General features: G+C 71.5%; 24 protein-coding genes. 20 read left to right on the plus strand and 4 right to left on the minus strand.

The annotated features are described in order from the left end of the window. Nucleotides 1–61 precede the first annotated feature (61 nt). A complete protein-coding gene (locus tag AC0AIB_RS10095) occupies nt 62–2,023 on the minus strand; it encodes a HelD family protein (protein WP_328340907.1) in 1,962 nt (653 codons plus the stop codon). 379 nt (nt 2,024–2,402) lie between these two features. Between AC0AIB_RS10095 and AC0AIB_RS10100 the strand changes: the two genes are divergently transcribed. Continuing rightward, nucleotides 2,403–3,254 carry a menaquinone biosynthetic enzyme MqnA/MqnD family protein gene (locus tag AC0AIB_RS10100; RefSeq protein ID WP_328340906.1) on the plus strand — a complete coding sequence of 284 codons (852 nt, stop codon included), beginning with the start codon at nt 2,403–2,405 and terminating at the stop codon, nt 3,252–3,254. Between the two features lie 41 nt (nt 3,255–3,295). Here AC0AIB_RS10100 and AC0AIB_RS10105 read toward each other — a convergent pair whose 3' ends face one another. Together AC0AIB_RS10105 and AC0AIB_RS10110 are read right to left on the minus strand one after the other, a co-directional pair. Continuing rightward, a complete protein-coding gene (locus AC0AIB_RS10105; protein WP_328340905.1) occupies nt 3,296–4,246 on the minus strand; it encodes a serine hydrolase in 951 nt (316 codons plus the stop codon). Next, nucleotides 4,246–5,232 carry a hypothetical protein gene (locus AC0AIB_RS10110; RefSeq protein ID WP_328340903.1) on the minus strand — a complete coding sequence of 329 codons (987 nt, stop codon included), beginning with the start codon at nt 5,230–5,232 and terminating at the stop codon, nt 4,246–4,248. The genes AC0AIB_RS10105 and AC0AIB_RS10110 overlap by 1 nt, the downstream gene beginning before the upstream one ends. 372 nt (nt 5,233–5,604) lie before the next feature. Between AC0AIB_RS10110 and paaA the strand changes: the two genes are divergently transcribed. The 6 genes from paaA (at nt 5,605) to AC0AIB_RS10140 (ending at nt 10,205) form a co-directional block, all read left to right on the plus strand. Next, entirely contained in the window at nt 5,605–6,675 is a 1,071-nt protein-coding gene (paaA, locus tag AC0AIB_RS10115; protein ID WP_328340902.1) for a 1,2-phenylacetyl-CoA epoxidase subunit PaaA, read from the plus strand. After that, nucleotides 6,672–6,983, plus strand: coding sequence for a 1,2-phenylacetyl-CoA epoxidase subunit PaaB (gene paaB / locus AC0AIB_RS10120; protein WP_328340901.1), 312 nt, complete (start codon nt 6,672–6,674; stop codon nt 6,981–6,983). Before paaA ends, paaB begins: the two co-directional genes overlap by 4 nt. Further along, on the plus strand, nt 6,980–7,705 hold the full coding sequence (gene paaC / locus AC0AIB_RS10125) for a 1,2-phenylacetyl-CoA epoxidase subunit PaaC (RefSeq protein ID WP_328340899.1): 726 nt from the start codon (nt 6,980–6,982) through the stop codon (nt 7,703–7,705). The genes paaB and paaC overlap by 4 nt, the downstream gene beginning before the upstream one ends. Before the next feature lie 13 nt (nt 7,706–7,718). Next, the gene (gene paaD / locus AC0AIB_RS10130; RefSeq protein WP_328340897.1) at nt 7,719–8,246 is read left to right on the plus strand and encodes a 1,2-phenylacetyl-CoA epoxidase subunit PaaD; all 528 of its coding nucleotides are present in this window, start codon (nt 7,719–7,721) and stop codon (nt 8,244–8,246) included. After that, nucleotides 8,243–9,442, plus strand: a complete 1,200-nt coding sequence (locus AC0AIB_RS10135) for a 2Fe-2S iron-sulfur cluster-binding protein (protein ID WP_465096480.1) — start codon at nt 8,243–8,245, stop codon at nt 9,440–9,442. The genes paaD and AC0AIB_RS10135 overlap by 4 nt, the downstream gene beginning before the upstream one ends. A 133-nt stretch (nt 9,443–9,575) precedes the next feature. Further along, nucleotides 9,576–10,205 carry a hypothetical protein gene (locus tag AC0AIB_RS10140; RefSeq protein WP_328340894.1) on the plus strand — a complete coding sequence of 210 codons (630 nt, stop codon included), beginning with the start codon at nt 9,576–9,578 and terminating at the stop codon, nt 10,203–10,205. A 187-nt stretch (nt 10,206–10,392) separates the two neighbouring features. On the opposite strand, the gene AC0AIB_RS10145 is transcribed toward AC0AIB_RS10140, so the two are convergent. Continuing rightward, on the minus strand, nt 10,393–10,758 hold the full coding sequence (locus AC0AIB_RS10145; protein WP_328340892.1) for a hypothetical protein: 366 nt from the start codon (nt 10,756–10,758) through the stop codon (nt 10,393–10,395). A gap of 187 nt (nt 10,759–10,945) precedes the next feature. Here AC0AIB_RS10145 and AC0AIB_RS10150 point away from each other — a divergent pair, with 187 nt between their 5' ends. From AC0AIB_RS10150 to nuoF, 13 genes are all read left to right on the plus strand, one after another. Continuing rightward, nucleotides 10,946–11,794 (plus strand): helix-turn-helix domain-containing protein, encoded by an 849-nt coding sequence (locus tag AC0AIB_RS10150; RefSeq protein ID WP_465096481.1) that lies wholly within the window; start codon nt 10,946–10,948, stop codon nt 11,792–11,794. A gap of 7 nt (nt 11,795–11,801) precedes the next feature. Then, entirely contained in the window at nt 11,802–12,002 is a 201-nt protein-coding gene (locus tag AC0AIB_RS10155; protein ID WP_465096482.1) for a DUF397 domain-containing protein, read from the plus strand. Between the two features lie 501 nt (nt 12,003–12,503). Continuing rightward, a complete protein-coding gene (gene mqnC, locus AC0AIB_RS10160) occupies nt 12,504–13,694 on the plus strand; it encodes a cyclic dehypoxanthinyl futalosine synthase (RefSeq protein ID WP_328340886.1) in 1,191 nt (396 codons plus the stop codon). A 557-nt stretch (nt 13,695–14,251) separates the two neighbouring features. Then, nucleotides 14,252–15,511, plus strand: coding sequence for an LPXTG cell wall anchor domain-containing protein (locus AC0AIB_RS10165; RefSeq protein ID WP_465096483.1), 1,260 nt, complete (start codon nt 14,252–14,254; stop codon nt 15,509–15,511). Nucleotides 15,512–15,641: 130 nt separating this feature from the next. Then, the gene (locus tag AC0AIB_RS10170; RefSeq protein WP_465096484.1) at nt 15,642–16,352 is read left to right on the plus strand and encodes a demethylmenaquinone methyltransferase; all 711 of its coding nucleotides are present in this window, start codon (nt 15,642–15,644) and stop codon (nt 16,350–16,352) included. A 68-nt stretch (nt 16,353–16,420) separates the two neighbouring features. Further along, nucleotides 16,421–16,642, plus strand: coding sequence for a DUF2267 domain-containing protein (locus AC0AIB_RS10175; RefSeq protein WP_328340880.1), 222 nt, complete (start codon nt 16,421–16,423; stop codon nt 16,640–16,642). A 134-nt stretch (nt 16,643–16,776) separates the two neighbouring features. Next, entirely contained in the window at nt 16,777–18,051 is a 1,275-nt protein-coding gene (locus tag AC0AIB_RS10180; protein ID WP_328340878.1) for a geranylgeranyl reductase family protein, read from the plus strand. Between the two features lie 135 nt (nt 18,052–18,186). Beyond that, nucleotides 18,187–18,552, plus strand: coding sequence for an NADH-quinone oxidoreductase subunit A (locus AC0AIB_RS10185; RefSeq protein WP_067300536.1), 366 nt, complete (start codon nt 18,187–18,189; stop codon nt 18,550–18,552). A 14-nt stretch (nt 18,553–18,566) separates the two neighbouring features. Continuing rightward, complete coding sequence (locus tag AC0AIB_RS10190) at nt 18,567–19,244, plus strand: NuoB/complex I 20 kDa subunit family protein (RefSeq protein WP_302740008.1); 678 nt, start codon at nt 18,567–18,569, stop codon at nt 19,242–19,244. Next, nucleotides 19,241–19,972 carry an NADH-quinone oxidoreductase subunit C gene (locus tag AC0AIB_RS10195; protein WP_328340874.1) on the plus strand — a complete coding sequence of 244 codons (732 nt, stop codon included), beginning with the start codon at nt 19,241–19,243 and terminating at the stop codon, nt 19,970–19,972. Before AC0AIB_RS10190 ends, AC0AIB_RS10195 begins: the two co-directional genes overlap by 4 nt. Beyond that, nucleotides 19,969–21,294: an NADH-quinone oxidoreductase subunit D gene (locus AC0AIB_RS10200; RefSeq protein WP_328340872.1), complete on the plus strand. Its 1,326-nt coding sequence runs from the start codon at nt 19,969–19,971 to the stop codon at nt 21,292–21,294. Before AC0AIB_RS10195 ends, AC0AIB_RS10200 begins: the two co-directional genes overlap by 4 nt. Continuing rightward, entirely contained in the window at nt 21,291–22,256 is a 966-nt protein-coding gene (nuoE, locus tag AC0AIB_RS10205; RefSeq protein ID WP_328340871.1) for an NADH-quinone oxidoreductase subunit NuoE, read from the plus strand. Before AC0AIB_RS10200 ends, nuoE begins: the two co-directional genes overlap by 4 nt. After that, nucleotides 22,253–23,569, plus strand: a complete 1,317-nt coding sequence (gene nuoF, locus AC0AIB_RS10210) for an NADH-quinone oxidoreductase subunit NuoF (protein WP_328340869.1) — start codon at nt 22,253–22,255, stop codon at nt 23,567–23,569. The genes nuoE and nuoF overlap by 4 nt, the downstream gene beginning before the upstream one ends. Nucleotides 23,570–23,598: the final 29 nt, after the last annotated feature.

Raw genomic sequence — 23,598 nt, forward strand, 5'->3', positions numbered from 1 at the left:
CCCGGTGCGGCCGACGGCACGGCAGCGCCGCCCACCGGCCCGGTCGGTGCCCGGCCGGAGGTCAGGCCACCGGCGGCTCGGCCAGCGGGCCGGGCAGCGGCGCGGTGTGCAGCACCGACAACCCGGACACGGCCCGGGTCAACGCCACGTAGAGACGGTGCAGCCCACGCGGTTCGGCGGCCACGATCGCAGCCGGCTCGACGACCACCACGTGGTCGTACTCCAGGCCCTTGACCAGGGTGGCGGGGACCACCGTGACCCGCGCCGGGGCCGCCGGGTCGTCGGCGGTCGCGGTCGGCACCCCGGCGGCGGCGAGCGCCGCGCGCAGCCCGTCCACCGCGTCGTCGGCGGCGATCACCCCGACCGAGCCGTCGTGCCCGAGCGCCGCGCACACCTCGGCCACCGTCGCCGCCGCCAGATCGGCCACGGCACGCACGTCGAGCGCGCCGTCGTGGCGCAACGACACCGCCGGGGGTACGTCGACAGCCAGCGCCGGCAGCAGCCGGTTGGCGAACGCGACCACCACGGCCGGCACCCGGAAGCCGACGCTCAGCGGCACCACCACCGCGTCCGGCTTGCCCAGGTGGGCCAGGGACACCCGCCAGTCGGTGGCCGCCCACGGGGCGGTGCCCTGGGCCAGGTCACCGAGCAGGGTGATCGACCCGTGCTCGCTGCGACGGGCGATGGCCCGGCACTGCATCGGCGAGAGGTCCTGCGCCTCGTCGACGACCACGTGCCCGAAACCGGCGGGCCGCTCGATCAGCCCGGCCGCCTCGTCGATCAGCACCGTGTCGGCGGCGGTCCACCGGGTCGCCTTCGGCGTCCGGCCCAGCTTCGTGCCGGGCAGCAGGGCCTGCTCCGCGTCGGTGAGCAGGCCGTCGGCGGCGGCGGACAGGACTGCCGGGTCGCCGAGCACCGAGTGGACCAGCCCTTCCGGGGTCAGCGCCGGCCAGGCCGCGTCGAGGAAGGCGGTGACCGGGCGGGCCTTCCCCATCCGGCGCAGCCAGGCGTCGCCCGGCGACTCGGCCCGGCGGGCCTCGGCCTGGCGTTGCAGCAACCCGACCACCCGGGCCCGGACCCGCTCCCGCCCGGTCCCGTACGGCAGGCCCTCCCGGCGGGTCTCCTCGATCACCCGGTGCAGCGGGTCCAGGCCGATCCGCCAGCGGAACGAGCCGTCCGACACCATGATCGGTTCGGTGGGGGCGGTGATCAGGTGGTCCGCCGCGCGCCGCAGCACCTCGGCCATCCGGGGGTCGTGCTTGAGGGCGGCGACCGCCGGATCGTCGACCGCCCGCACGGGCACCCGGGCGACCAGGTCCTCCACTGTGGCCTGGGCCACCTCGACCTCGCCGAGGGCGGGCAGCACCGCCGCGATGTAGGACAGGAACGCCCGGTTCGGGCCGACGATCAGCACCCCGGCCCGGCGCAACCGCTCCCGGTGCAGATAGAGCAGGTACGCGGCCCGGTGCAGCCCGACCGCCGTCTTGCCGGTGCCCGGTGCGCCCTGGACGCAGATCGAGTCGGCCAGGTCGGCCCGGACCAGCTCGTCCTGCTCGGGCTGGATGGTGGCGACGATGTCCCGCATCGGCCCGACCCGGGGGCGTTCGATCTCGGCGGTGAGGATCCGGCTGGTGGTCCCCAGCTCCTCGCCCCGGTCCAGGCGCTCGTCCTCGAAACTGGTAAGCGCCCCGGCACTGAACCCGAACCGCCGTCGTACGGCGACACCCTGCGGGTCGCGGGCGCTGGCCCGGTAGAACGCCCGGGACACCGGGGCCCGCCAGTCCAGCACCAGCGGCTCGCCCCGTTCGTCGGTGACGTGCCGCCGGCCGACGTGGTACGCCCGCTCGGCGTGCTCCGGGTCGGCGGGGCCGAAGTCGAGGCGGCCGAAGAAGAGCGCGGTGGCCGGGTCGTCGGCCAACTCGGCGACCCGCCGGGCCAGGTGCCGGCCGAGCTGCTCGGCGGTGTACGAGTCCCCGGCGACCTTGTCCCCGGTGGCGAAGAGCGACTGGGCACGTTCCCGCATCCGCCGCAGGGCGAGCCGGGAGGTCTCCAGGTGGGCCTGCTCGGCGCCCAGCTCCGCTTCGAGGCGTTTTGGTCCGGGACGTGTCGGTTCGGGGTGTGCTGGTTCAGGGCCCGCTGGTTCGGGGTGTGCTCTGCCGCGTTCTTCGGTTGCGGGCACGGTGATCCTCTTTGGCGGTCTCGATCGGCTCGCCCGCGTATCCAGGGAGGGCCCTGGCGCGTGGGGACGTCCGCTGCGGTGGCTACCTCACCACGGCCGTCGAGCGGTCAATCAGACTACGCCCCGCCCGCCCTCCCGCTCCATCCGCTTTCCGGGTGCGGGGTTGGCCACTCCCCGGGGCTCCCGGTGAGCCGGTACGGACCGACGGCGATACGGTCGGGGCATGGCTGAGCGCGTGGCACGCCCCCGGGTCGGGCACATCCAGTTCCTCAACTGCCTGCCGATCTACTGGGGGCTGATGCGCTCCGGCGCGCTGCTCGACGTCGACCTGCACAAGGACTCGCCGGACCGGCTCAGCGCCGCACTTGTCGCCGGTGACCTGGACATCGGCCCGATCTCCCAGGTGGAATACCTGCGGCACGCCGACGAACTGCTGCTCCTGCCGGACCTGGCGGTGGGCAGCGACGGGCCGGTGCTCTCGGTCAACGTGGTCTCCACCAGGCCGCTGGCCGAGCTGGACGGCGGGCGGGTCGCCCTCGGCTCCACCTCGCGGACCGGGGTCCTGCTGGCGCAGCTCCTGCTCGCCGACCGGTACGGCGTCCGCCCGGAGTACTTCCGCTGCCCGCCGGATCTGACCCAGATGCTGCTGGAGGCCGACGCGGGGGTGCTGATCGGCGACGTGGCGCTGCGCGCCCTCTACGAGGCGCCCCGGCGGGGGCTGGAAGTGACCGACCTGGGTCAGGCGTGGCGGGAGTGGACCGGCCTGCCGATGGTCTTCGCCGTCTGGGCGGTCCGCCGGGACTTCGCCGCCGCCCATCCGGGCCTGGTCAAGGAGGTGCACGAGGCGTTCCTGCGCTCCCGTGACCTGTGCCTGGCCGAGCTGGACCAGGTGGCCGAGGCGGCGGCCCGCTGGGAGCCGTTCGACGCGGCGACCCTGGCCACCTACTTCCGTACCCTCGACTTCTCGCTGGGTGCGCGGCAGGTCGCCGGCCTGCGCGAGTTCGCCCGCCGCGCGGCGGCGACCGGCGAGGCCCCGGCCCTGCCCGAAGGTGGCCCGGAGTTCTTCGCCGGCTGACTCCCCTGCCGGCCCCGGCGACCGGCCCGGCCCGGCTCCGGTCAGGTGGCGGGCTGGAGCAGGGCTTCGGTGATCTTCTGGCAGTTCTTCATGCCGTACTCGTAGCCCATGTTGATCGGGTAGCGGACCATCACGCCCATCGTCCAGGTGTCGCCGATGGCCAGGCAGTTGATGTGCATCTCCTGCTCGCGGGTCCGGTCGATCCAGCCGTTCTTGATGGCGATCTTCTTCTGCTCGGCGGCCGGGAACGCCTTGCGGATGCCGAAGTCACCGGCGCCGCGCACCAGCTTCATCTCGTTGAGCAGCCACTTGGTCCAGGTGGGGCCGGCGGCGCGGCCGTCGGCGATGCAGTTGCCGAGTCGGGCGGTGTCGCGGGGGGAGAGGTTGGTGCGGCTCCAGCCGCCGTCAGCGGCCACGCTGCTGTCGGTGAGCTTGCAGATCGAGATCAGCCGCTTGATCGACGCGGACCGGCCGACGGTGTTGTAGAACTGCTCGGCCCGGGTGTTGTCGCTGTCCCGGATGATCCGGGTGGCGTCGGCGAGCTTGGCGTCGCTCGGGGTCTGCCCGGCGTCGGCGGCCCGGCGCAGGTAGTCGGCGACGATCCACGACTTGATCAGCGAGGCGGTGGTGCTGGTCTCGGCCATGTTGTCCGAGCCGATGATCTTGCCGGTCCGACGGTCCAGCACGCTCCAGGCGTACCAACCCTTGATGTCGAGGTCGAGGTCCCGGTCCGCGAAGGGCAGCGGCGTCAGCGACCGGGTGGCGGACGGCACCGGGGTCGGGCGACTGCGGCGGTCGGCCGCCGAGTCGGTGGAGCGGGCGGCGGTGGACGGGTCACCCCACTGGGAGGCGGCGGTGGATTCCATCGGTGACCCGGGGATCAGCCGCAGCGAGACCAGCACCAGACCGGTCAGGACCGCCGCGACGGCGACGAGCTTCACCGGTTGCTGGTCTCGTCCGGCGGGGCGGCCGGATCGTCGGCTGCGCGCCATCAGAGTTTCCCGACCGGCTGCTGCGGCACCTTGAGCGCCGCGCCGGGCTGCGGGGTGACCAGTTGGGTGGCGACGCTGGCGCAGACCTTCGCACCGTACGTCAGCCGCTGTTTGACCGGGTAGCGCATCATCACGGCGAGGCTCCACTTGTCGGTGACGGCGAGGCAGCTGACGTGCCAGTTGCTGTCATAGCTGAGGGCGGTCCAGCCGTTCTTCATGGCGACCGGGCCCTGCGATTTGATCTCGGCGGGCAGGCCGTCGACGATCCCCCACTTGCCGCCGCCCGAGCGGGCCTGCTGCGTGGTCACGCTGCCCCGGACCTGGGCCATCTCGTTGAGCACCCACTTGGTCCACTTGGGGCCGGCGGCCTTGCCGTCGGCGATGCAGTCACCGAGCCGGACGGCGTCGCGGGGGGACATCCGGGTGAAGCTCCACCAGCCCTCGTAGCCGGGGACGTTGCCGCGCTTGGTGTCGGTGAGACCGCAGATCTGGATCGCCCGCTTGAGTACCGGGCCGGGCTGTCCGCCGGCCGGCACCCGGTACGACCCACCGGCCGCCGCGTAGACCCGGTTGGCCGCGTCGTCGTTGCTGTCCCGGATGGCCAGGCTGGCGTTCTTCTTCATCGCCGCCGGCGGTTCCCGGTCGCCGAGCTGGCGCAGGTAGTCGGCGACGATCCAGGCCTTGAACATCGACTCGGTGGAGCTGGTCGAGGCCGGATTCTTCGAGCCGGAGAGCTGGCCGGTCTCGCGGTCCATCAGGGCCCAGCCGAAGAACGCACCCTTGAAGTCCACCGCGACCGGAGCGGCGGCCAGGGTGGGGGCCGGGGGTGCGGTGGGCGCGGGGGCGGGCACCTTCTCCGCCGTGCCGCCGCCGACGCCGCCGGCCGTGTCGTCGCCGGCGAGCTTGGCGTACGCGGCCGGCACCAGCATGCCGGTGCCGAGTAGCACCGCCAGGATGGCGAGCGCCAGGATCACGCGAGATCGCATGAGTGGGCGAACTCCAGATGTCAGGGCCGGGGGGACCGGCTGTTTCCGAGGGTGTCGGCTCGATCACCGAGGCCGGGGGATGGTGGCCTCTGTCTCAGGTGGTGATCGTCGGCAGCCGATCGGTGGTGACCGGGGAAGTCTACGTCCGGACAGCGGACTCGCCAGAACCCGACGCTCGGCAATCCGCCGGTAAGTCGAGATAAAGGCACAATATGCGGTGATTGAGGGGATTCACTTTTGATCAGTGACCCAATTCATAGTCAATCGCCCGCCCCGGCGTTGACCGAGAGCATCCGCCTGGTAACGGAGGGGGCCGCTTAAATCCTGTTACACCCTCTGGTGTCATCGGAGGCGAGCTGTAACACTTGTGGCATGTATGGCAACGACTTCGCCCCGGAACAGGACGCGCCCGGCGGTGGCCTGCTCGGTCAGGTCGAGGCCGCCGAGGTGGCGCTGCGCGAGGCGGCGACCCGCTCCCGGGAGGGCGCTACCGCGCCCGGTGAGGACCCGGGGGCATACTTCGCCGAGGTCATCGACGCCGATCAGAAGATCGAACCGCGCGACTGGATGCCCGACGCCTACCGCCGGACCCTGGTCCGGCAGATCGCCCAGCACGCCCACTCCGAGATCATCGGCATGCAGCCGGAGGGGAACTGGATCAGCCGGGCCCCCTCGCTCAAGCGCAAGGCCATCCTGCTGGCCAAGGTGCAGGACGAGGCCGGCCACGGCCTCTACCTCTACGCCGCCGCCGAGACCCTGGGCGTCAGCCGGGACGAGCTGGTCGACCTGCTGCTCGACGGCCGGCAGAAATACAGCTCGATCTTCAACTACCCCACCCTCACCTGGGCCGACGTCGGCGCGATCGGCTGGCTGGTGGACGGCGCGGCGATCGTCAACCAGGTCCCGCTCTGCCGCTGCTCCTACGGGCCGTACGCGCGGGCGATGATCCGGGTCTGCAAGGAGGAGTCGTTCCACCAGCGGCAGGGCTACGAGATCCTGCACACCCTCGCGCACGGCACCGAGGGCCAGCGAGCGATGGCGCAGGACGCGCTGGACCGCTGGTGGTACCCGTCGCTGGCGATGTTCGGCCCGCCCGACGGTGACTCCACCCACTCCGCCCAGTCGATGGCCTGGAAGATCAAGCGGTTCTCCAACGACGAACTGCGGCAGCGCTTCGTCGACATGTGCGTGCAGCAGGCGGAGAGCCTCGGCCTCACCATCCCCGACCCCGACCTGCGCTGGAACGACGAGCGGCAGGCGTACGACTTCACCCAGCCGGACTACGCCGAGCTGATGCGGGTGATCAAGGGCGAGGGGCCGTGCAACAGGCAGCGGATGGAACACCGCCGCCGCGCCCACGCCGACGGAGCATGGGTACGCGAGGCCGCCACGGCGTACGCCGCGAAGCGGGTTGCGGCGCAGAGAGAGAAGGTGGCCGCGTGAGCGAGCAGAGCACACCGCCCGGAGTGCCGGCGACCTCGCCGCTGTGGGAGGTCTTCGTCCGGGCCCGACGTGGGTTGTCGCACACCCACGTCGGCAGCCTGCACGCCCCCGACGCCGAGCTGGCCCTGCGCAACGCCCGTGACCTCTACACCCGTCGACAGGAGGGGGTGTCGATCTGGGTGGTGCCGGCCGGCGCGATCACCGCGTCCAGCCCCGACGAGAAGGACGCCTTCTTCGACCCGGCCGCCGACAAGGTGTACCGCCATCCCACCTTCTACGAGGTGCCGGACGGGGTGGCCCACCTGTGAACGGCCCCTTCGACTTCGCCCTCGCCCTCGGCGACGACGCGCTGGTGGCCGCCCAGCGGCTCGGCGAGTGGGCCACCCGCGCCCCCGAGATGGAGGAGGACATCGCGCTTGCCAACATCGCCCTCGACCAGCTCGGCGCGGCCCGCCTGCTGCTGTCGTACGCGGGGGAGCTGGAGGGCGCGGGCCGGGACGAGGACGCGTTGGCGTTCCTGCGCGACGACCGGGAGTTCCGCAACTGTCTCCTGGTCGAGCTGCCCAACGGCGACTTCGCGATGACCATGGTGAAGCTGCTGCTGCTCTCGGCCTACCAGCTGCCGCTCTACACCGCGCTGGCCGGGTGCGCAGACGAGCGGCTCGCCGCGATCGGCGCGAAGGCCCGCAAGGAGTCGGCCTACCACCTGGACCACTCCGCGCTGTGGGTGAAGCGGCTCGGCGACGGCACCGACGAGTCGCACCGTCGCGCCCAGGCCGCGGTGGACGAGCTCTGGCCGTACCATCACGAGCTGTTCACGGCGGACCCGGCGGCGCCTGTCGACCCGGCCACCCTGCGGGCCGACTTCGACGCCGTGGTCTCCCCGGTGCTGGCCGAGGCCACCCTGACCCGGCCGGCGACCGGCTGGACGCCGGGCGGTGGCCGGGACGGCGTACACACCGAGCACCTGTCCTTCCTGCTGGCCGAGATGCAGGTGCTGCACCGCGCCCACCCCGGGGCGCAGTGGTGAGCGGGGCGGGCCGGTGACCGACCCCAGGGCGGCCGTGGCGGCGGTGGTGGATCCGGAGATCCGGGTGATCACCATCGACGAGCTGGGCATCCTGCGGGCGGTCGACGAGGACGGGGAGACCGGCCGGGTGGTCGTCACGATCACCCCCACCTACACCGGCTGCCCGGCGATGGACGTGATCCGCGCCGACATCCGCCGGGCCCTGGCCGTCGCCGGGTATCCCGACGCCGAGGTCCGTACCGTCTTCAGCCCCGCCTGGAGCACCGACTGGATCTCCGCAGAGGGCCGGGTGAAACTCGCCGCCGCCGGCATCGCCCCGCCGCCCCCGGTCGGCGGCGGCCCTGCCCCGGTCGGCCCGGCTGGCGGCGGGTCTGCTCCGGGCCGTCCGCCCGGCGTGGTGCCGTTGACGTTGGCGGTGCGCTGCCCGCGCTGCGGATCGCCGGAGACCGAGCAGGTCAGCCGGTTCGGCTCCACCGCGTGCAAGGCGCTCTGGCGCTGCCGTTCCTGCTCCGAACCCTTCGACCACCTGAAGGCGCTGTGACTGTCACCATCACCCGCCCCGCCCGTCGCCGGCCGGCCTTCCACCCGCTGCCGGTCACCGCCGTCGACCGGCTCACCGACGATGCGGTGGCGATCACCTTCGCGGTGCCCGAGGAGTTGCGGGCGACGTTCGCGTTCTCCGCCGGCCAACACCTGACCGTCCGCCTGCCGGCCGGGGCAGCGGGTGCGGCCGGGACGACCGGTGCGACCACCGCCGGGCCGGCCGGTGCCGTGGCCGATCCGACAGGCGGCCCGGCTGCGGGCGTCGCTGCCGGCGCGGACGTGCGGCGGTCGTACTCGATCTGCTCGACGCCGGACGACCTGGCCCGGCACGGCCGGTTGCGGATCGGGGTACGGGAGGTTCCCGGCGGCGCGTTCTCCAGCTACGCCTGCGGCGCGCTGCGGCACGGCGACACCGTCGACGTGCTGCCCCCGCTGGGGCACTTCACCACCGCGTTCGCGCCGGAGCGGGTGCGGCACTACGGCGCGGTGGCCGCCGGTTCCGGCATCACCCCGGTGCTCGCGCTGGTCGCGACCGCCCTGGCCGTCGAGCCGGCCAGCACCTTCACCCTGGTGTACGGCAACCGCACGGCGAACACGGTGATGTTCGCCGAGGAGTTGGCCGACCTGAAGGACCGTTACCCGACCCGGCTGCACCTGGTGCACGTGCTCTCCCGGGAGCAGGGCGAGTCGCCGTTGCTGTCCGGCCGGATCGACGCCGACCGGCTGGGCCGGCTGCTGGACACCATCGTGCCGGGCGACACGATCGAGGAGTGGTTCCTCTGCGGCCCGTACCAGTTGGTGCTGGACGCGAAGGCGGTGCTGACCGGGCGGGGTCTGCCGGAGTCGGCGGTGCACACCGAGCTGTTCCACGTCGACGCCCCACCGGAGCCGGTACGCCGCAGCGGCGAGTCGACAGGCGGCGCGGAGGTGACGATCGTGCTGGACGGCCGGTCGTCGCGGTTCACCATGGGCCCCGGCGAGCGGGTGCTGGACGCGGCGCTGAAGGTGCGCGGCGAACTGCCGTACGCCTGCAAGGGCGGGGTCTGCTCGACCTGCCGGGCGAGGGTCGTCTCCGGTGCGGTGACGATGGCCCGCAACTACGCGCTGGAGCCGGACGAGGTGGCCGCCGGGTACGTGCTGACCTGCCAGTCCACCCCCGTCACCGACACCCTCACCGTCGACTACGACGGGTAGGCGGGCTTTTCGATCCCGGGTGTGGCGGCCAGACGGCCCGAGGGGCGTTTCGTCGGGGCGTTCGCCCACGCGACGGCGACTGGCCTGTGGTTGTTACGGTCACGCCAGCAGCGCCGGCCGGGGTAGGAGCACCATGGAAAAGAGATTCGTCGTCACATTGGTCGTCGTACTGGCGGGCATGGCGGTCATCGGTGCGGTCGGCGGTAACTACCTGGCCGTCCGGAACAACAGCGCGGCGACGGACCGCACCGTGGATGCCGGCAGCACCGTGGACGCCGGCCGGCAGCCGGGCGGCCCCGAGGCCAGCGGGGGAGCCACCCCGGCTGAGCCGTCGGCGCAGCCGTCGTCCGGCGTTCCCACGGACCCGTCCGGCTCGTCGGGGGACGGGCCATCGCGGACGTACCGGCTCAACCAGGTTCTCTACGACCAGTCGTCGATGACTGTCACCGTGGTCAGTGCCGAGGTCACCGGGAGCAAGCTGCGGCTGAACCTGCGGTACCGCAACAGCTCGGTGAGCCCGTGGACGCTGAACTGCCCGACCGTCGCCGAGGACCGCGAGTTGGTGCAGCTCACCCTGGCCGGCGGCAAGACCGTGCGCCCGGAGAGCACCTACTGCTCCACCACCCGGCCCGGTGAGTCGTTCGACCTCGCACCCGGCCGCGAGCTGACCAGTTGGGCAGTGTTCCCGGTGGTGCCGCAGGCCGGCTCGCCCTTCGAGCTGTCCTGGTACGACTTCCCCGCCAGCGGCCTCACCCTGCGCTGACCCGCCCCGACCAACGACACCCTGTCAGCGTCGGTAGGGGTCGGTGATCCTCCGGGGCTGGAGCGCGGGGGCGGCGTCGCCGCGAGATGCAGGGCGCTGACCACGCGCTCGGGAAGCCCCGCCCGGCGTGTCCGGTCGTCGAGCAGTTCCTACAGACGGCCGGTAGGCATGGTGGCGTGTGGGGTGGTCAGTCGCCCTCGCGTAGGTGTGCGGTCCAGTAGGTGAGGTCGGAGTGGTGCTCGGTGAGGGCGACCCCCTCGCCGCAGGCTTCCTCGATCAGCTTGACCGCATCGTCCAGGTGCCCCGGACTGCCGTCCCAGTCCTCGTCGCGGAACAGGTGCAGCCCGACCTCGCCCCGGTCGTCGCCGAGCGCCTGCGCCGCGTCGGGTGACACCAGCACCACCGTGTAGCGGGCGGCCTCCCGCTCGGCCTCGCTCGGCGGCTCCGGCTCGTCCCGCCTGCGCCGCCGGAAGCGTTCGACCACGGACGGGATGGGACCGGGCGAGTCGTCCGGGTCGTATGGCCGTAACCAGGTGGGCTGGGGAATCTGCATGGCGGCCTCCAAGTTCTGCACGCTCGATAGCAACGTTGCTGCTCATGCTTGCGTGGGATCGGGCGAGAGTCAATACTCAACGTCACGACTCGTGTCGCCGCAGTGATGAGGCGGTGTGCTGACTCGGCTATGTGCTGCCGCCGAGATCACCGATCGGGCGGGTCGCGGTGCGATCGGGAGGATCGGCATGGCCAAGGCGAGTCAGCCCACGGTGGTCGGCCGTGGGCTCGGTGGAGAACTGCGTGAGTTGCGGGACTCTCGTCGCCTGCCGCAACGGCGGGTGGCCATCCGGCTCGGCTGGCAACCGTCCAAACTCTCGCGGATCGAGAACGGCATCCAGGGCGTCTCGGCCGCCGACGTCGCGTCCCTGCTGGTGATCTACGGGGTCACCGGGGACGCCCGCAAGCGGCTGCTCGGGATGGCCGAGCGGTCGGCTGAGGTCGGCTGGTGGGAGGCGATCGGCGGGCTCTCCGAGGAGTCGCGCACCCTGATCCGGCTGGAATCCGAGGCGACCGGCATCGTCAACTGGCAGCCGTTGCTGGTGCCCGGCCTGTTGCAGACCGCGGACTACGCCCAGGCGGTGATGGTCGGCTGCGGGGTGCCGGCCGACGAGGCGCAGGGGCGGGTGGCCGCCCGGCTCGGCCGGCAGGCGATCCTGACCCGGCCAGCCCCGCCGACCCTGCACGTGCTGCTCGACGAGATGGTGTTGCGCCGGGCGCTCGGCGGGCCTCGGGTGATGGGCCGGCAACTGCGGCACCTGGTGGAGGCGGCCGACCGGCCGGGCCTGACCCTGCGGGTGGTGCCGTTGGCCGTCGGCGGGCACACCGGGCTGGACGGGTCGTTCGCGCTCTTCGACTTTCCGCGCAACCGTTCGGTGGTCTTCCTCGACCACAAGCTGACCGGGCTGTTCCTGGAGGAGGCCCCGCAGGTGGGGCACTTCCGGCGGGAGGCGGATAGGCTGGCCGAGGTGGCGCTCAGCCCCGTCGATTCGGTGGAACTCGTTGCGCGGTATGCAACGGAGCACGAGCGAGAGTGAGCCTCGGATGATCAGCCCTGAGTTGTCCGGCGTGACCTGGCGCAAGTCGACCCGCAGCGGCTCGAACGCCGACTGCGTCGAGGTGGCCGAGTCGGCTCGGGTGGTCGGCGTACGCGACTCGAAGGACCCCGCGGGGCCGGTGCTGGCCTTCGACCGGCGGTCCTGGGCCGCCTTCGTCGCCGACCCGCCGGTGCGTTCCGGGTTCTGACGCCGCTACAGGCGGCTGGGGGGCGGGGGTGCTCGATCACATTGCTGTTTCGCGCATCTTCGTCGGCGTGTCTTCTCCCTTTTTGCAATTTGATCTTGAGTTCTGGGTCGGGGTAGGGCGGCGGTGTCGGCGGGCTGCTTGCCGGGTTTTCTCGTAGTTTTATCTGAACCTTCCTGGGAAGGGTTTGCCAAAACTGAGTGGGAAACTCGCGCTCGCTCGCATTCTCGCTGGGATCGCCGGTGCGGAGGCCATCGAAGGTGGCGATCTCGATCAGACCCCTCTCTGAGTCGCGCCCGGGTCCCTCGGTCACCTACGGGCCCGGTGCGGGACTGTTGGCCGCCGGCCGCCGGCCGGAGTCGACGAAAACTCGCTGCGCTGAGGCGGGGGCGAGCGTCGGTCGGTGCCCGAATGCTCCGCCCGCAATGAGTGTTTCGTGCAGAATTGCGGGTCCAGCGGACGGGGCCTGAGGAGGGCGCGCCGCGTCGGCGTACGCTCGGTGGCGTGACGGCGAACCGGGAGATCGACGACATCCTGCAGCGGGGCGCGGACGGCGGGCGGATCACGCCCGAGGAGGCGCTGCTGCTCTACACCGAGGCGCCCTTCCATGCGTTGGGCGAGGCGGCGGACGCGGTACGCCGGCGGCGCTACCCGGACAACGTCGTCACCTACCTGATCGACCGCAACATCAACTACACCAACGTCTGCGTGACGGCGTGCAAGTTCTGCGCGTTCTACCGCGCGCCCAAGCACGCCGAGGGGTGGACCCACCCGACCGAGGAGATCCTGCGTCGCTGCGGCGAGGCGGTCGAGCTGGGGGCCACCCAGGTCATGCTCCAGGGCGGCCACCACCCGGACTACGGGGTGGAGTACTACGAGGAGCTGTTCTCCTCGGTCAAGAAGGCGTACCCGCAGCTGGTCATCCACTCCATCGGGCCCAGCGAGATCCTGCACATGGCGAAGGTCTCCCAGGTGAGCCTGGACGAGGCCATCGCCCGGATCAAGGCGGCCGGGCTGGACTCGATCGCCGGGGCCGGTGCCGAGATGCTGCCGGACCGGCCACGGAAGGCGATCGCCCCGCTGAAGGAGTCCGGCGCGCGCTGGCTGGAGGTCATGGAGCTGGCCCACCGGCAGGGCCTGGAGTCGACCGCGACGATGATGATGGGCACCGGCGAGACCAACGTCGAGCGGATCGAACACCTGCGGATGATCCGCGACGTGCAGGATCGCACCCAGGGCTTCCGGGCGTTCATCCCGTGGACGTACCAGCCGGAGAACAACCACCTGAAGGGTCGCACCCAGGCCACCACCCTGGAATACCTGCGGCTGGTGGCGGTGGCCCGGCTCTTCTTCGAGACCGTGCCGCACCTGCAGGCGTCCTGGCTGACCACCGGCAAGGACGTCGGTCAGCTCTCCCTGCACATGGGGGTGGACGACCTCGGTTCGATCATGCTGGAGGAGAACGTGATCTCCTCGGCGGGCGCCCGGCACCGGTCCAACCTGCACGAGCTGATCGGCATGATCCGCTCGGCCGACCGGATTCCGGCCCAGCGGGACACCCTCTACCGCCGGCTGGCGGTGCACCACACCCCGGCCGACGACCCGACCGACGACCGGGTGGTCTCGCACTTCTCCTCGATCGCCATGCCCGGCGGCGGAGCCGGCCGGCCCCTGCCGCTCGTCGAGGCCCGCTGAGCCACCGGCCCTGCCCGGTGGCGAGCCCGGTAGGCCGCCGGGTCGCCGCCGGCAAGGCGGCCGAGGGTGGGCCGCCCCTGCAGTCACGCAGGGTTACGGATCGGGTCGTCGGCGTGACTGGCTGAACGGGTTCGGGTGTCGGCCCGGGGGATATTCGTGGTCGCCGTTCGGCCGAGGTCACGGGGGATCAGCCACCACAAGACGCGGCATTTTGGGCGGGGTGCGCCATGCTGGGCGGATACCCAGGTCGTGGCGCTCCGGCGCGGGGGTTGGCGCGGCCCGGCGGTGCCCGCTAACGTGCGCCCGACGTACCTTCGTCTCCCCCGCGGGAGGCCCGGACGAGCTTGGCGTCGTCCTCCATCGGTCCGGGAGGGCCGTTCATATAAAACGGGGGCGGGATGGGTGACCATCCCGCCCCCGCTCTTCGTCCGTTCGGACCCGTCTTGGACAAAATCGCACGTCACAGCTGGCGTACCGGCGTCGATCTCGGATAACGTCCGCTCGGCTTGACACATCAGCCCCACCTTTCCCAGCAGTCCCTACCCCCCGGGGGATCGATGACTCTGTTCCACCGCTCGGCCCTGGCCCGCGTCGGTGCCGTGGTCCTGCTCGCCGTGGGTGGCCTGGCCACCGTGGCCGCCCCGGCCAACGCCGCCGACCAGGCGAAACTCGACCTTGTCCCACTCAGCTACCAGCTGGCGCTCGGGGTCAAGGAGGCCAAGGCCAAGCCGTTCAAGTTCTCCGTACAGAACCTCCGTGGCACGGTCGACGCCAAGGACGTGAAGGTCACCGTCGAGACCGCGGGCCTCAGGCCGAACAAGGTCGGGGTGCTCGTGCCGGACGGCTGTGCCGTCGCCGGCACCGCCTTCACCTGCTCGCTGTCCGACCTGGGTGGCACCACCGACGACATCGTCGGCGGCACCACCGAGGAGTTCGGCATTCCGCTCTTCGGCACCGACACGCGCGGCAAGGGGGGCGTGCTGAAGGTGACCGTGAGCGCGCCCAACGCCATCTCGGACTCGGTCGACCACGACATCATGGTCGTCAAGCCCGGCTACGACCTGACCACCTGGGTGCAGGACGTCTACGCCGACGTGGTGGTCGACGGCGACGAGGCCGGCGAGAGCGGACTGACCGGCGTCAAGCCGGGCGGGACCGCCCCGCTGGACTGGGCGGTCTACAACGGCGGCAGCCGCCGGGCCACCGGCATCTTCTACGGCATCGCCCTGCCGGCCGGTGCCAGCTTCGTCGAGGTGCCGGAGGGTTGCGTCACGCAGGACCTGGGTGGCGTGGTGGCGTACTGCGAGGACCCCGGCGCGGTGCTGCGGCCGGGCGAGTTCTACACCGCCGACGTACGGGTGAAGGTCGACGCGGGCGTCACCGAGAAGGTGCTCACGCCAGGCGTCATCTTCGCCGCCGGGCTGGACGGTGCCGTCGGTGAGCCGGAGGAGGAGCCGCAGGTCGCCAGCAAGGCGCAGCGGAAGACCTTCACCGAGACCGACGACGGCGACAACACCTCGCTGTTCGACGTGTTCGTCGACCTGACCGCCGGTCCGAGCCCGACGCCGAGCCCGAGCCCGACCGGCGAGCCCAGCCCGTCGACGAGCGCCAGCCCCACGGTCAGCGCCAGTCCGACGACCGGTGGCGGCACCGGCGGTGGCGACGACGACGGCGGTCTGCCGGTGACCGGCGCGCAGGCCACCCTGATCGGTGGCATCGGTGTCGCCGTGCTGCTCGCGGGCGGGGCGCTGCTGATGCTCGCCCGTCGGCGTCGGCTCGTGCTGGTGACCCCGGGCGACGAGAAGCCGCAGAGCTGAACGGCGGCGGTCGGCGCACGACTGAGCGGTAGGACGTAGAGCGGGCGGGGTGGTCATCCACCCCGCCCGCCGCACGTCCGGGGAGAGACCCAGCGCCGGGCGGGTGGGCGGTGGCTGGCAGAGTGGAGGGGTGAGCCGTACCCCGCAGGGCCAGCGCGCCGGCCTGGACAAGTCTCCGCACGAGGTCGCCGCGATGTTCGACGGGGTGGCCGCCCGTTACGACCTGACGAACACGGTGCTGTCCTTCGGGCAGGACCGCTCGTGGCGGCGGGCCACCCGGGCGGCGCTCGGGCTGCTCCCGGGGGAGCGGGTGCTGGACGTGGGTGCCGGCACCGGCGTGTCGACGCAGGAGCTGGCCCGCTCCGGGGCGTACGCGGTGGGGGCGGATCTGTCGCAGGGGATGCTGCAGGCCGGCCGGCGGGTCCGGCCGGAGGTGCCGTTACTGGCCGGGGACGCGTTACGGCTCCCCTTCGCCGACGCCTCCTTCGACGCGGTGACGATCTCCTTCGCCCTGCGCAACGTCAACGACACCGATGCGGCGCTGCGGGAACTGGCCCGGGTGACCCGGCCGGGCGGCCGGCTGGTGGTCTGCGAGTTCAGCACCCCGGTGCAGCCGGCCTTCCGTACCGTCTATCTGTCGTATCTGATGCGGTCGTTGCCGGCGGTGGCCCGGACGGTGTCCAGCAACCCCGACGCGTACGTCTATCTGGCCGAGTCGATCCGGGCCTGGCCGGACCAGGCGGCGCTGGCGGCCCGCATCGGCGCGGCCGGGTGGGGCCGGGTGGGGTGGCGCAACCTGACCGGCGGTGTGGTGGCCCTGCACCGGGCCGTTCGCGGGTGACCCTGCGTGAATGGCAACTTTTCGCTCATGTCTAATTTCGGCGTAGTTTGACCCGTAAGCTCCCCTGCATGACGGGAGCAGCGCCGAGCGACCCACCGGCCACCACCGACGACGACGCCGCCGAGCTGGTCGCCCAGCTCAGGGAGCTGGCGGGCGCGGACCCGACAGAGGTCCGGCAGGTGGTTGCCGAGGTGCTGGGCGCGCTCGACCGGGCGGCAGGCGGAGCGCTACGTGACCAACTGCCGGCGGCGATCCGGGCCGCCGCCGGGCTCGACACCGCCCGGAACTGAGCCCGAACCGACCCCCGACCCGCATGTTTCCAAAAAGTTAGGTACCCCTCACCCGGCAGCGGGGTAACCACGGTCATAGACTCCAACCCGATCGGCTTGTGAAGCATTTCACGAGCGTGCGGGAGGAGGCGCAGATGACTTCGGTGGAGAACGACGCCGACGTGATCGTGGTGGGCGCTGGTCCCGGTGGATCGGCGACGGCGTACCACCTGGCGCGGCACGGCGTACGCGTGCTGCTGCTGGAGAAGACCGAGTTCCCCCGCGAGAAGGTGTGCGGGGACGGGCTCACCCCCCGGGCGACCCGGCAGCTCATCCGGATGGGCGTGGACACCTCGCCCGAGGCCGGCTGGCTGCACAACAAGGGCCTACGGGTGATCGGCGGCGGGGTACGCCTCGAACTGGACTGGCCCGACCTGGCCAGCTTCCCCAACTACGGCCTGGTCCGCACCCGGCTGGACTTCGACGACCTGCTCGCCCAGCGGGCGGTCTCGGCCGGCGCGGAGCTGCGTACCAACGTCAACGTGATCGGCCCGGTGCTCGACGGCGACGACCGGGTGGTCGGCGTGACCGCCGAGGTCGGCCCGGACCGGGCGCCAGCCACTTTCCACGCCCCGCTGGTGGTCGCCGCCGACGGCGTCTCCGGCCGGTTCCCGCTCGCCCTCGGCCTGGCCAAGCGGGAGGACCGGCCGATCGGGGTGGCCGTCCGCCGCTACTACCGCTCGCCGGCCAAGCACGACGACGACTACCTGGAGTCCTGGCTGGAGCTGCGCAGCAAGGACAACGACGCGCTGCTGCCCGGCTACGGCTGGATCTTCGGCCTCGGTGACGGCCGGGTCAACGTCGGCCTCGGGGTGCTCAACTCCTCCTCCGCGTTCGGCAAGACCAACTACCGGCGGCTGCTCACCGACTGGCTGGCCAACACCCCGGCGGACTGGGGGATGACCGACGAGGCGAACGCCGACGGCCCGATCCTCGGCGCGGCGCTGCCGATGGGCTTCAACCGGGTGCCGCACTACACCCGGGGGGTCCTGCTGGTCGGCGACTCCGGCGGCATGGTCAACCCGTTCAACGGCGAGGGCATCGCGTACGCGATGGAGTCCGGCGAACTGGCCGCCGAGGTCATCGTCCAGGCGCTGGCCCGACCGGCCGGCCCGGAGCGGGAGCGGGCGCTCACCGCGTACCCGCAGGAGCTGAAGGCCCGGTTCGGCGGCTATTACCGGCTCGGCGGGATCTTCGTCAAGCTGATCGGCCGGCCCGAGGTGATGCGGATGGCGACCAGGCACGGCATGCCGCACCCGATGCTGATGCGCTTCGTGCTCAAGCTGCTGGCCAACCTGACCGACCCGCGCGGCGGGGACGCGATGGACCGGGTCATCAACGCGATGACCAAGGCGGCTCCGGCCGTGTGAGCGCGACCGGGCCAGGGCCAACGACGGCCCCGGCACGGGCAGGGATCGACCCCCGCTGACGGCAGTCACGGGGGATGTGAATAGTGTGAATTTCGTCAAGCACCTGGGGCAGGGGAAGGACGAGCAGGAGAAAAGATGTCGCTCTCGCCTTACGCACCGATCATCGGGCTGTTCGCCCTCGCCGCGGCGTTCTCGCTGTTCTCCGTGGCCGCCGCCCGCTTCGCCGGTCCCCGGCGCTACAACAAGGCCAAGCTCGAGGCATACGAGTGTGGGATCGAGCCTAGCCCGCAGCCGGTGGGCGGCGGACGGTTCCCGATCAAGTTCTACCTGACGGCGATGCTCTTCATCGTCTTCGACATCGAGATCATCTTCCTCTACCCCTGGGCGGTCTCCTTCGACGCCCTGCCGATCTTCGGCTTCGTGGAGATGGTCCTGTTCATCGTCGCGGTCTTCGTCGCGTACGCCTATGTGTGGCGTCGCGGCGGCCTGGACTGGGACTGAGGGAGGAACGTCAGATGGGCATCGAGGAGAAACTCCCCGCCGGCGTCCTGCTCACCTCCGTGGAGAAGCTGGTCAACTGGTCGCGGAAGTCGTCCGTCTGGGGCGCCACCTTCGGCCTGGCCTGCTGCGCCATCGAGATGATGGCGGCCGGTGGCCCGCACTACGACATGGGCCGCTGGGGCATGGAGGTCTTCCGGGCCTCGCCGCGCCAGGCCGACCTGATGATCGTGGCCGGCCGGGTGAGTCAGAAGATGGCCCCCGTGCTGCGCCAGATCTACGACCAGATGGCCGAGCCCCGCTGGGTGCTCTCCATGGGTGTCTGCGCCAGCAGCGGCGGCATGTTCAACAACTACGCCATCGTCCAGGGCGTCGACCACGTGGTCCCGGTCGACATGTACCTGCCGGGCTGCCCGCCCCGCCCCGAGATGCTCATCGACGCGATCCTCAAGCTCCGCGAGAAGATCATGTACGAGCCGCTGGGCCCGAACGGCCGCAAGATGCAGGCGGCCCGCCTGGAGCGCGGTGACGTGCCCGTGGTGCCGTACGGCTCGATGCCGTCGTCGTACCGCAACGACAAGGCCCGTCGCGCCGAGTGGACGAAGGCGGTCCGCGAGGGGCGCGAGGAGCAGCTGCGGATCGAGAACTGGATGAACGCCCAGAACCACCTCCAATCGCAGGGGGGCCCGAAGTGACCGACCACCGCACCAACGATGGCGGGGTGCCGGTGCCGGTCACCCCGGCCGGTGCGACAAGCGGCGCTCCCGCCGAACTGCCGCCGTCCAGCCCCGCCGGGCGCGGCATGTTCGGCATGCAGGGCACCGGCGACGTCTCCGGCTACGGCGGCCTGGTCCGCCAGCGCACCCCGATCGAGGAGGCCCCCCGGCCCTACGGGGGCTACTTCGACGAGGTACGCGACGCGCTGGAGGAGGCGTACCCGCACTTCGGCGACGCGATCGAGAAGGTCGTCGTCGACCGGGGCGAGCTGACCCTGCACGTGCGCCCGGAGCGGATCGCCGAGGTCTGCCAGGTGATGCGGGACGATCTGGCGCTGCGCTTCGAGCTGTGCTCCTCGGTGTCCGGGGTGGACTACCTCGGTGCCGACGAGCGCCGGCTGCACGTCGTCTACCTGCTCACCTCGATGACCTACCGGCGTCGGGTCCGGCTGGAGGCGGCCGTCTCCGTCGAGAGCCCGCACCTGCCCAGCGTGACCGCCGTCTACCCGACTGCCGACTGGCAGGAGCGCGAGGCGTACGACATGTTCGGTGTCGTCTTCGACGGCCACCCCAACCTGACCCGGATCCTGATGCCGGACGACTGGGAGGGCCACCCGCAGCGCAAGGACTACCCGCTCGGCGGCGTCCCGGTGGAGTACAAGGGCGCCGAGATCCCGCCGCCGGACCGCAGGAGGTCGTACCAGTGACCACGTCCAACTACGCGACCGAGCGGGAGACCACCGAGGGTCGGGTCTTCACCGTCACCGGTGGGGACTGGGACCAGGTCGTCTCCGGCACCGACCCGATCAACGACGAGCGGATCGTCGTGAACATGGGTCCGCAGCACCCGTCCACGCACGGCGTGCTGCGGCTGATCCTGGAGCTGGAGGGCGAGACGGTCCGCGAGGCCCGTTCGGTCGTCGGCTACCTGCACACCGGCATCGAGAAGAACCTCGAGTACCGCAACTGGGTGCAGGGCTCGACCTTCGTGACCCGGATGGACTACCTCGCCCCGATCTTCAACGAGACGGCGTACAGCCTCGCGGTGGAGAAGCTGCTCGGCATCACCGACGACATCACCGAGCGGGCCACCACGATCCGGGTCCTGATGATGGAGCTGAACCGGATCTCCTCGCACCTGGTGTGGCTGGCTACCACCGGCATGGAGCTGGGCGCGATCTCGATCATGCTGTACGGCTTCCGCGAGCGGGAGTACATCCTCGACATCTTCGAGACCATCACCGGCCTGCGGATGAACCACGCCTACGTCCGGCCGGGCGGGGTGGCCCAGGACGTGCCGGACGCGGCGATCGTCAAGATCCGCGACTTCCTCAAGATGATGCCGAAGAAGCTCAAGGAGTACGAGGACCTCCTCTCCGGCCAGCCGATCTGGACCGAGCGCACCCAGGGCGTCGCGGTGCTCGACACGACCGCCTGTCTCGCGCTCGGCGTGACCGGTCCGGTGCTGCGCTCCGCCGGCCTCGGCTGGGACCTGCGCAAGACCATGCCGTACTGCGGCTACGAGAGCTACGAGTTCGACGTGCCGACCCACCCGGACGGCGACGTCTGGGGCCGCTACCTGGTCCGGCTGGCCGAGATCCGGGAGTCGCTCAAGCTGGTCGAGCAGGCGCTGGACCGGCTGCAGCCGGGCCCGGTGATGGTCGCCGACCGCAAGATCGCCTGGCCGGCGCAGCTGGCCATCGGCGTGGACGGCATGGGCAACTCGCTGGAGCACGTCGCCAAGATCATGGGTCAGTCGATGGAGTCGCTGATCCACCACTTCAAGCTGGTCACCGAGGGCTTCCGGGTCCCGCCGGGCCAGGTGTACGTCGGCATCGAGTCGCCCCGGGGCGAGCTGGGCGTGCACGCGGTCTCCGACGGTGGCACCCGGCCCTACCGGGTGCACTACCGGGAGCCGAGTTTCGTCAACCTCCAGGCCCTCCCGGCGATGGCCGAGGGCGGCCTGATCGCCGACGTGATCGCCGGTGGCGCCTCGCTGGACCCCGTGATGGGTGGTTGTGACCGATGACGACGTTTACTGAAGAGACCCGGACCCGGGCTCGGGAGATCATCGCCCGGTACCCGGCCGACCGGTCCCGCTCGGCGCTGCTGCCGCTGCTGCACCTGGTGCAGGCCGAGGAGGGCTACGTCTCCCCGGCCGGGGTGACGTTCTGCGCCGAGGTGCTGGGGCTGAACAAGGCCCAGGTCGGCGCGGTGGCCACCTTCTACACCATGTACAAGCGCCGGCCCACAGGTGACTACCTGGTCAGCGTCTGCACCAACACGATGTGCAACGTGCTCGGCGGCCAGGAGGTCTACGACACCCTGGTCGAGCACCTGGGCGTCGGGCACGACGAGACGACCGCCGACGGGAAGATCACCCTGGAGCACGCCGAGTGCCTGGCGGCCTGCGACTACGGCCCGGTGATGACGGTCAACTACGACTTCTTCGACGGCGTCGACCCGCAGGGCGCGGTCGGCGTGGTGGACGAGCTGCGCGCCGGGGGCCGGCCGATGCCGACCCGGGGTGCCCGGCTCTGCACGCTCAAGGAGATGGCGGTGCAGCTCGCCGGGTTCGCCGACGAGCGTGACGGCGCGGTCGCCGACGGCGGGCCGGGCGAGGCCACCCTGCGCGGCCTGCGGCTGGCCGAGCAGCACGGCATCTCGGCGCCGGGTTACGACCCGAAGACCCCGATCCGCAGCAAGGCCGAGGCCGACCGGGCCGCTGCCGAGGCGAAGGCGAAGGCCGAAGCCGCCAAGGCCCCGACCGCCCCCGGCGTCAAGGTCCCGACCGACGGCGCACCGCCGGCACCCCGTGACGCGCAGGCGGCGCAGGCGGCCGGGGTGGCCGCGAACGCTCCCGCCGGTGACGGCAAGCCCGCCGGCGACGAGGCCGGCGCGCAGCAGCGCAACCTCAAGGAAGCCGAGGCGGAAACGGGCGCTGCCGGCGCGGGCTCCGCCGTCGCGAGCGAGACGGGGGCCCAGAAGTGACCACTCCCCGGCCGGAGACCCTGGCCAAGCTGACTCCCGTGCTCACCCGGCGCTGGATCTCGCCGGACGCCTGGCGGATCGGCACCTACGAGAAGCTCGACGGCTACGCCGCGCTGCGCAAGGCCCTCAAGGCCCACCCGGACGACCTGATCCAGCTGATCAAGGACTCCGGGCTGCGCGGGCGGGGTGGCGCGGGCTTCCCCACCGGCCTGAAGTGGGGTTTCATCCCACAGGGCGACGGCAAGCCGCATTACCTGGTGGTCAACGCCGACGAGGGCGAGCCGGGCACCTGCAAGGACCTGCCGCTGATGACCCACGACCCGCACGCGCTGGTCGAGGGCGTCATCATCGCCTCGTACGCGATCCGGGCCAACCGGGCCTACATCTACATCCGCGGCGAGGCGGTGCACGCCGCCCGCCGGCTGCGCAACGCGGTGGCCGAGGCACAGGCCAAGGGTTACCTCGGGCGCAACATCCTCGGCACCGGGTTCGACCTGGAGCTGGTGGTGCACTCGGGTGCCGGGGCGTACATCTGCGGCGAGGAGACGGCGCTGCTGGACTCGCTGGAGGGGTTCCGGGGTCAGCCCCGGCTCCGCCCGCCGTTCCCGGCCACCCACGGCCTGTACGCCAGCCCGACGGTGGTCAACAACGTCGGCACCATCGCCAGCGTGCCGTACATCGTGCTGGGCGGCGCGGACTGGTGGAAGACCATGGGCACGGAGAAGTCGTCCGGGCCGATGATCTACTCGCTCTCCGGTCGGATCGTCAACCCGGGCCAGTTCGAGTGCGGGCTGGGTGTCACCCTGCGCGAGCTGATCGAGCTGGCCGGCGGCATGCAGCCCGGTCACCAGCTCAGGTTCTGGACGCCCGGGGGATCGTCCACCCCGCTGCTCACCGCCGAACACCTGGACGTGCCGCTGGACTTCGAGGGGGTGGCGGCGGCCGGCTCGATCCTGGGCACCACGGCCACCCAGATCTTCTCCGACCAGGACTGCCCGGTCTACGCGACCTACCGGTGGCTGGAGTTCTACCACCACGAGTCGTGCGGCAAGTGCACCCCGTGCCGCGAGGGCAACTACTGGATGGTGCGGGTCTACCGGCGCATCCTGGCCGGTCAGGGCACCCACGAGGACCTGGACACCCTGCTCGACACCTGCGACAACATCCTCGGCCGCTCGTTCTGCGGTCTGGGCGACGGTGCGACCAGCTCGGTGACCTCGTCGTTGCAGTACTTCAAGCAGGACTACCTCGACTACATCGAGGGGCGTACCGCGCCGAAGCTCTCCGACAAGCAGCTGGTTGGAGCTCACTGATGAGCGCGAGGAACGAGCTTGCGAGTCCC

It is taken from the genome of Micromonospora sp. DSM 43699 (genome assembly GCF_055517075.1).

What these genes read in the sequence shown, in the direction of transcription:
- AC0AIB_RS10095 (WP_328340907.1), bottom strand. Translation starts at nt 2,023, where the DNA reads ATGCGGGAACGTGCCCAGTCGCTCTTCGCCACCGGGGACAAGGTCGCC.
- AC0AIB_RS10100 (WP_328340906.1), top strand. Translation starts at nt 2,403, where the DNA reads ATGGCTGAGCGCGTGGCACGCCCCCGGGTCGGGCACATCCAGTTCCTC.
- AC0AIB_RS10105 (WP_328340905.1), bottom strand. Translation starts at nt 4,246, where the DNA reads ATGGCGCGCAGCCGACGATCCGGCCGCCCCGCCGGACGAGACCAGCAA.
- AC0AIB_RS10110 (WP_328340903.1), bottom strand. Translation starts at nt 5,232, where the DNA reads ATGCGATCTCGCGTGATCCTGGCGCTCGCCATCCTGGCGGTGCTACTC.
- paaA (WP_328340902.1), top strand. Translation starts at nt 5,605, where the DNA reads ATGTATGGCAACGACTTCGCCCCGGAACAGGACGCGCCCGGCGGTGGC.
- AC0AIB_RS10140 (WP_328340894.1), top strand. Translation starts at nt 9,576, where the DNA reads ATGGAAAAGAGATTCGTCGTCACATTGGTCGTCGTACTGGCGGGCATG.
- AC0AIB_RS10145 (WP_328340892.1), bottom strand. Translation starts at nt 10,758, where the DNA reads ATGCAGATTCCCCAGCCCACCTGGTTACGGCCATACGACCCGGACGAC.
- AC0AIB_RS10150 (WP_465096481.1), top strand. Translation starts at nt 10,946, where the DNA reads ATGGCCAAGGCGAGTCAGCCCACGGTGGTCGGCCGTGGGCTCGGTGGA.
- AC0AIB_RS10155 (WP_465096482.1), top strand. Translation starts at nt 11,802, where the DNA reads ATGATCAGCCCTGAGTTGTCCGGCGTGACCTGGCGCAAGTCGACCCGC.
- AC0AIB_RS10165 (WP_465096483.1), top strand. Translation starts at nt 14,252, where the DNA reads ATGACTCTGTTCCACCGCTCGGCCCTGGCCCGCGTCGGTGCCGTGGTC.
- AC0AIB_RS10175 (WP_328340880.1), top strand. Translation starts at nt 16,421, where the DNA reads ATGACGGGAGCAGCGCCGAGCGACCCACCGGCCACCACCGACGACGAC.
- AC0AIB_RS10180 (WP_328340878.1), top strand. Translation starts at nt 16,777, where the DNA reads ATGACTTCGGTGGAGAACGACGCCGACGTGATCGTGGTGGGCGCTGGT.
- AC0AIB_RS10185 (WP_067300536.1), top strand. Translation starts at nt 18,187, where the DNA reads ATGTCGCTCTCGCCTTACGCACCGATCATCGGGCTGTTCGCCCTCGCC.
- AC0AIB_RS10190 (WP_302740008.1), top strand. Translation starts at nt 18,567, where the DNA reads ATGGGCATCGAGGAGAAACTCCCCGCCGGCGTCCTGCTCACCTCCGTG.
- nuoE (WP_328340871.1), top strand. Translation starts at nt 21,291, where the DNA reads ATGACGACGTTTACTGAAGAGACCCGGACCCGGGCTCGGGAGATCATC.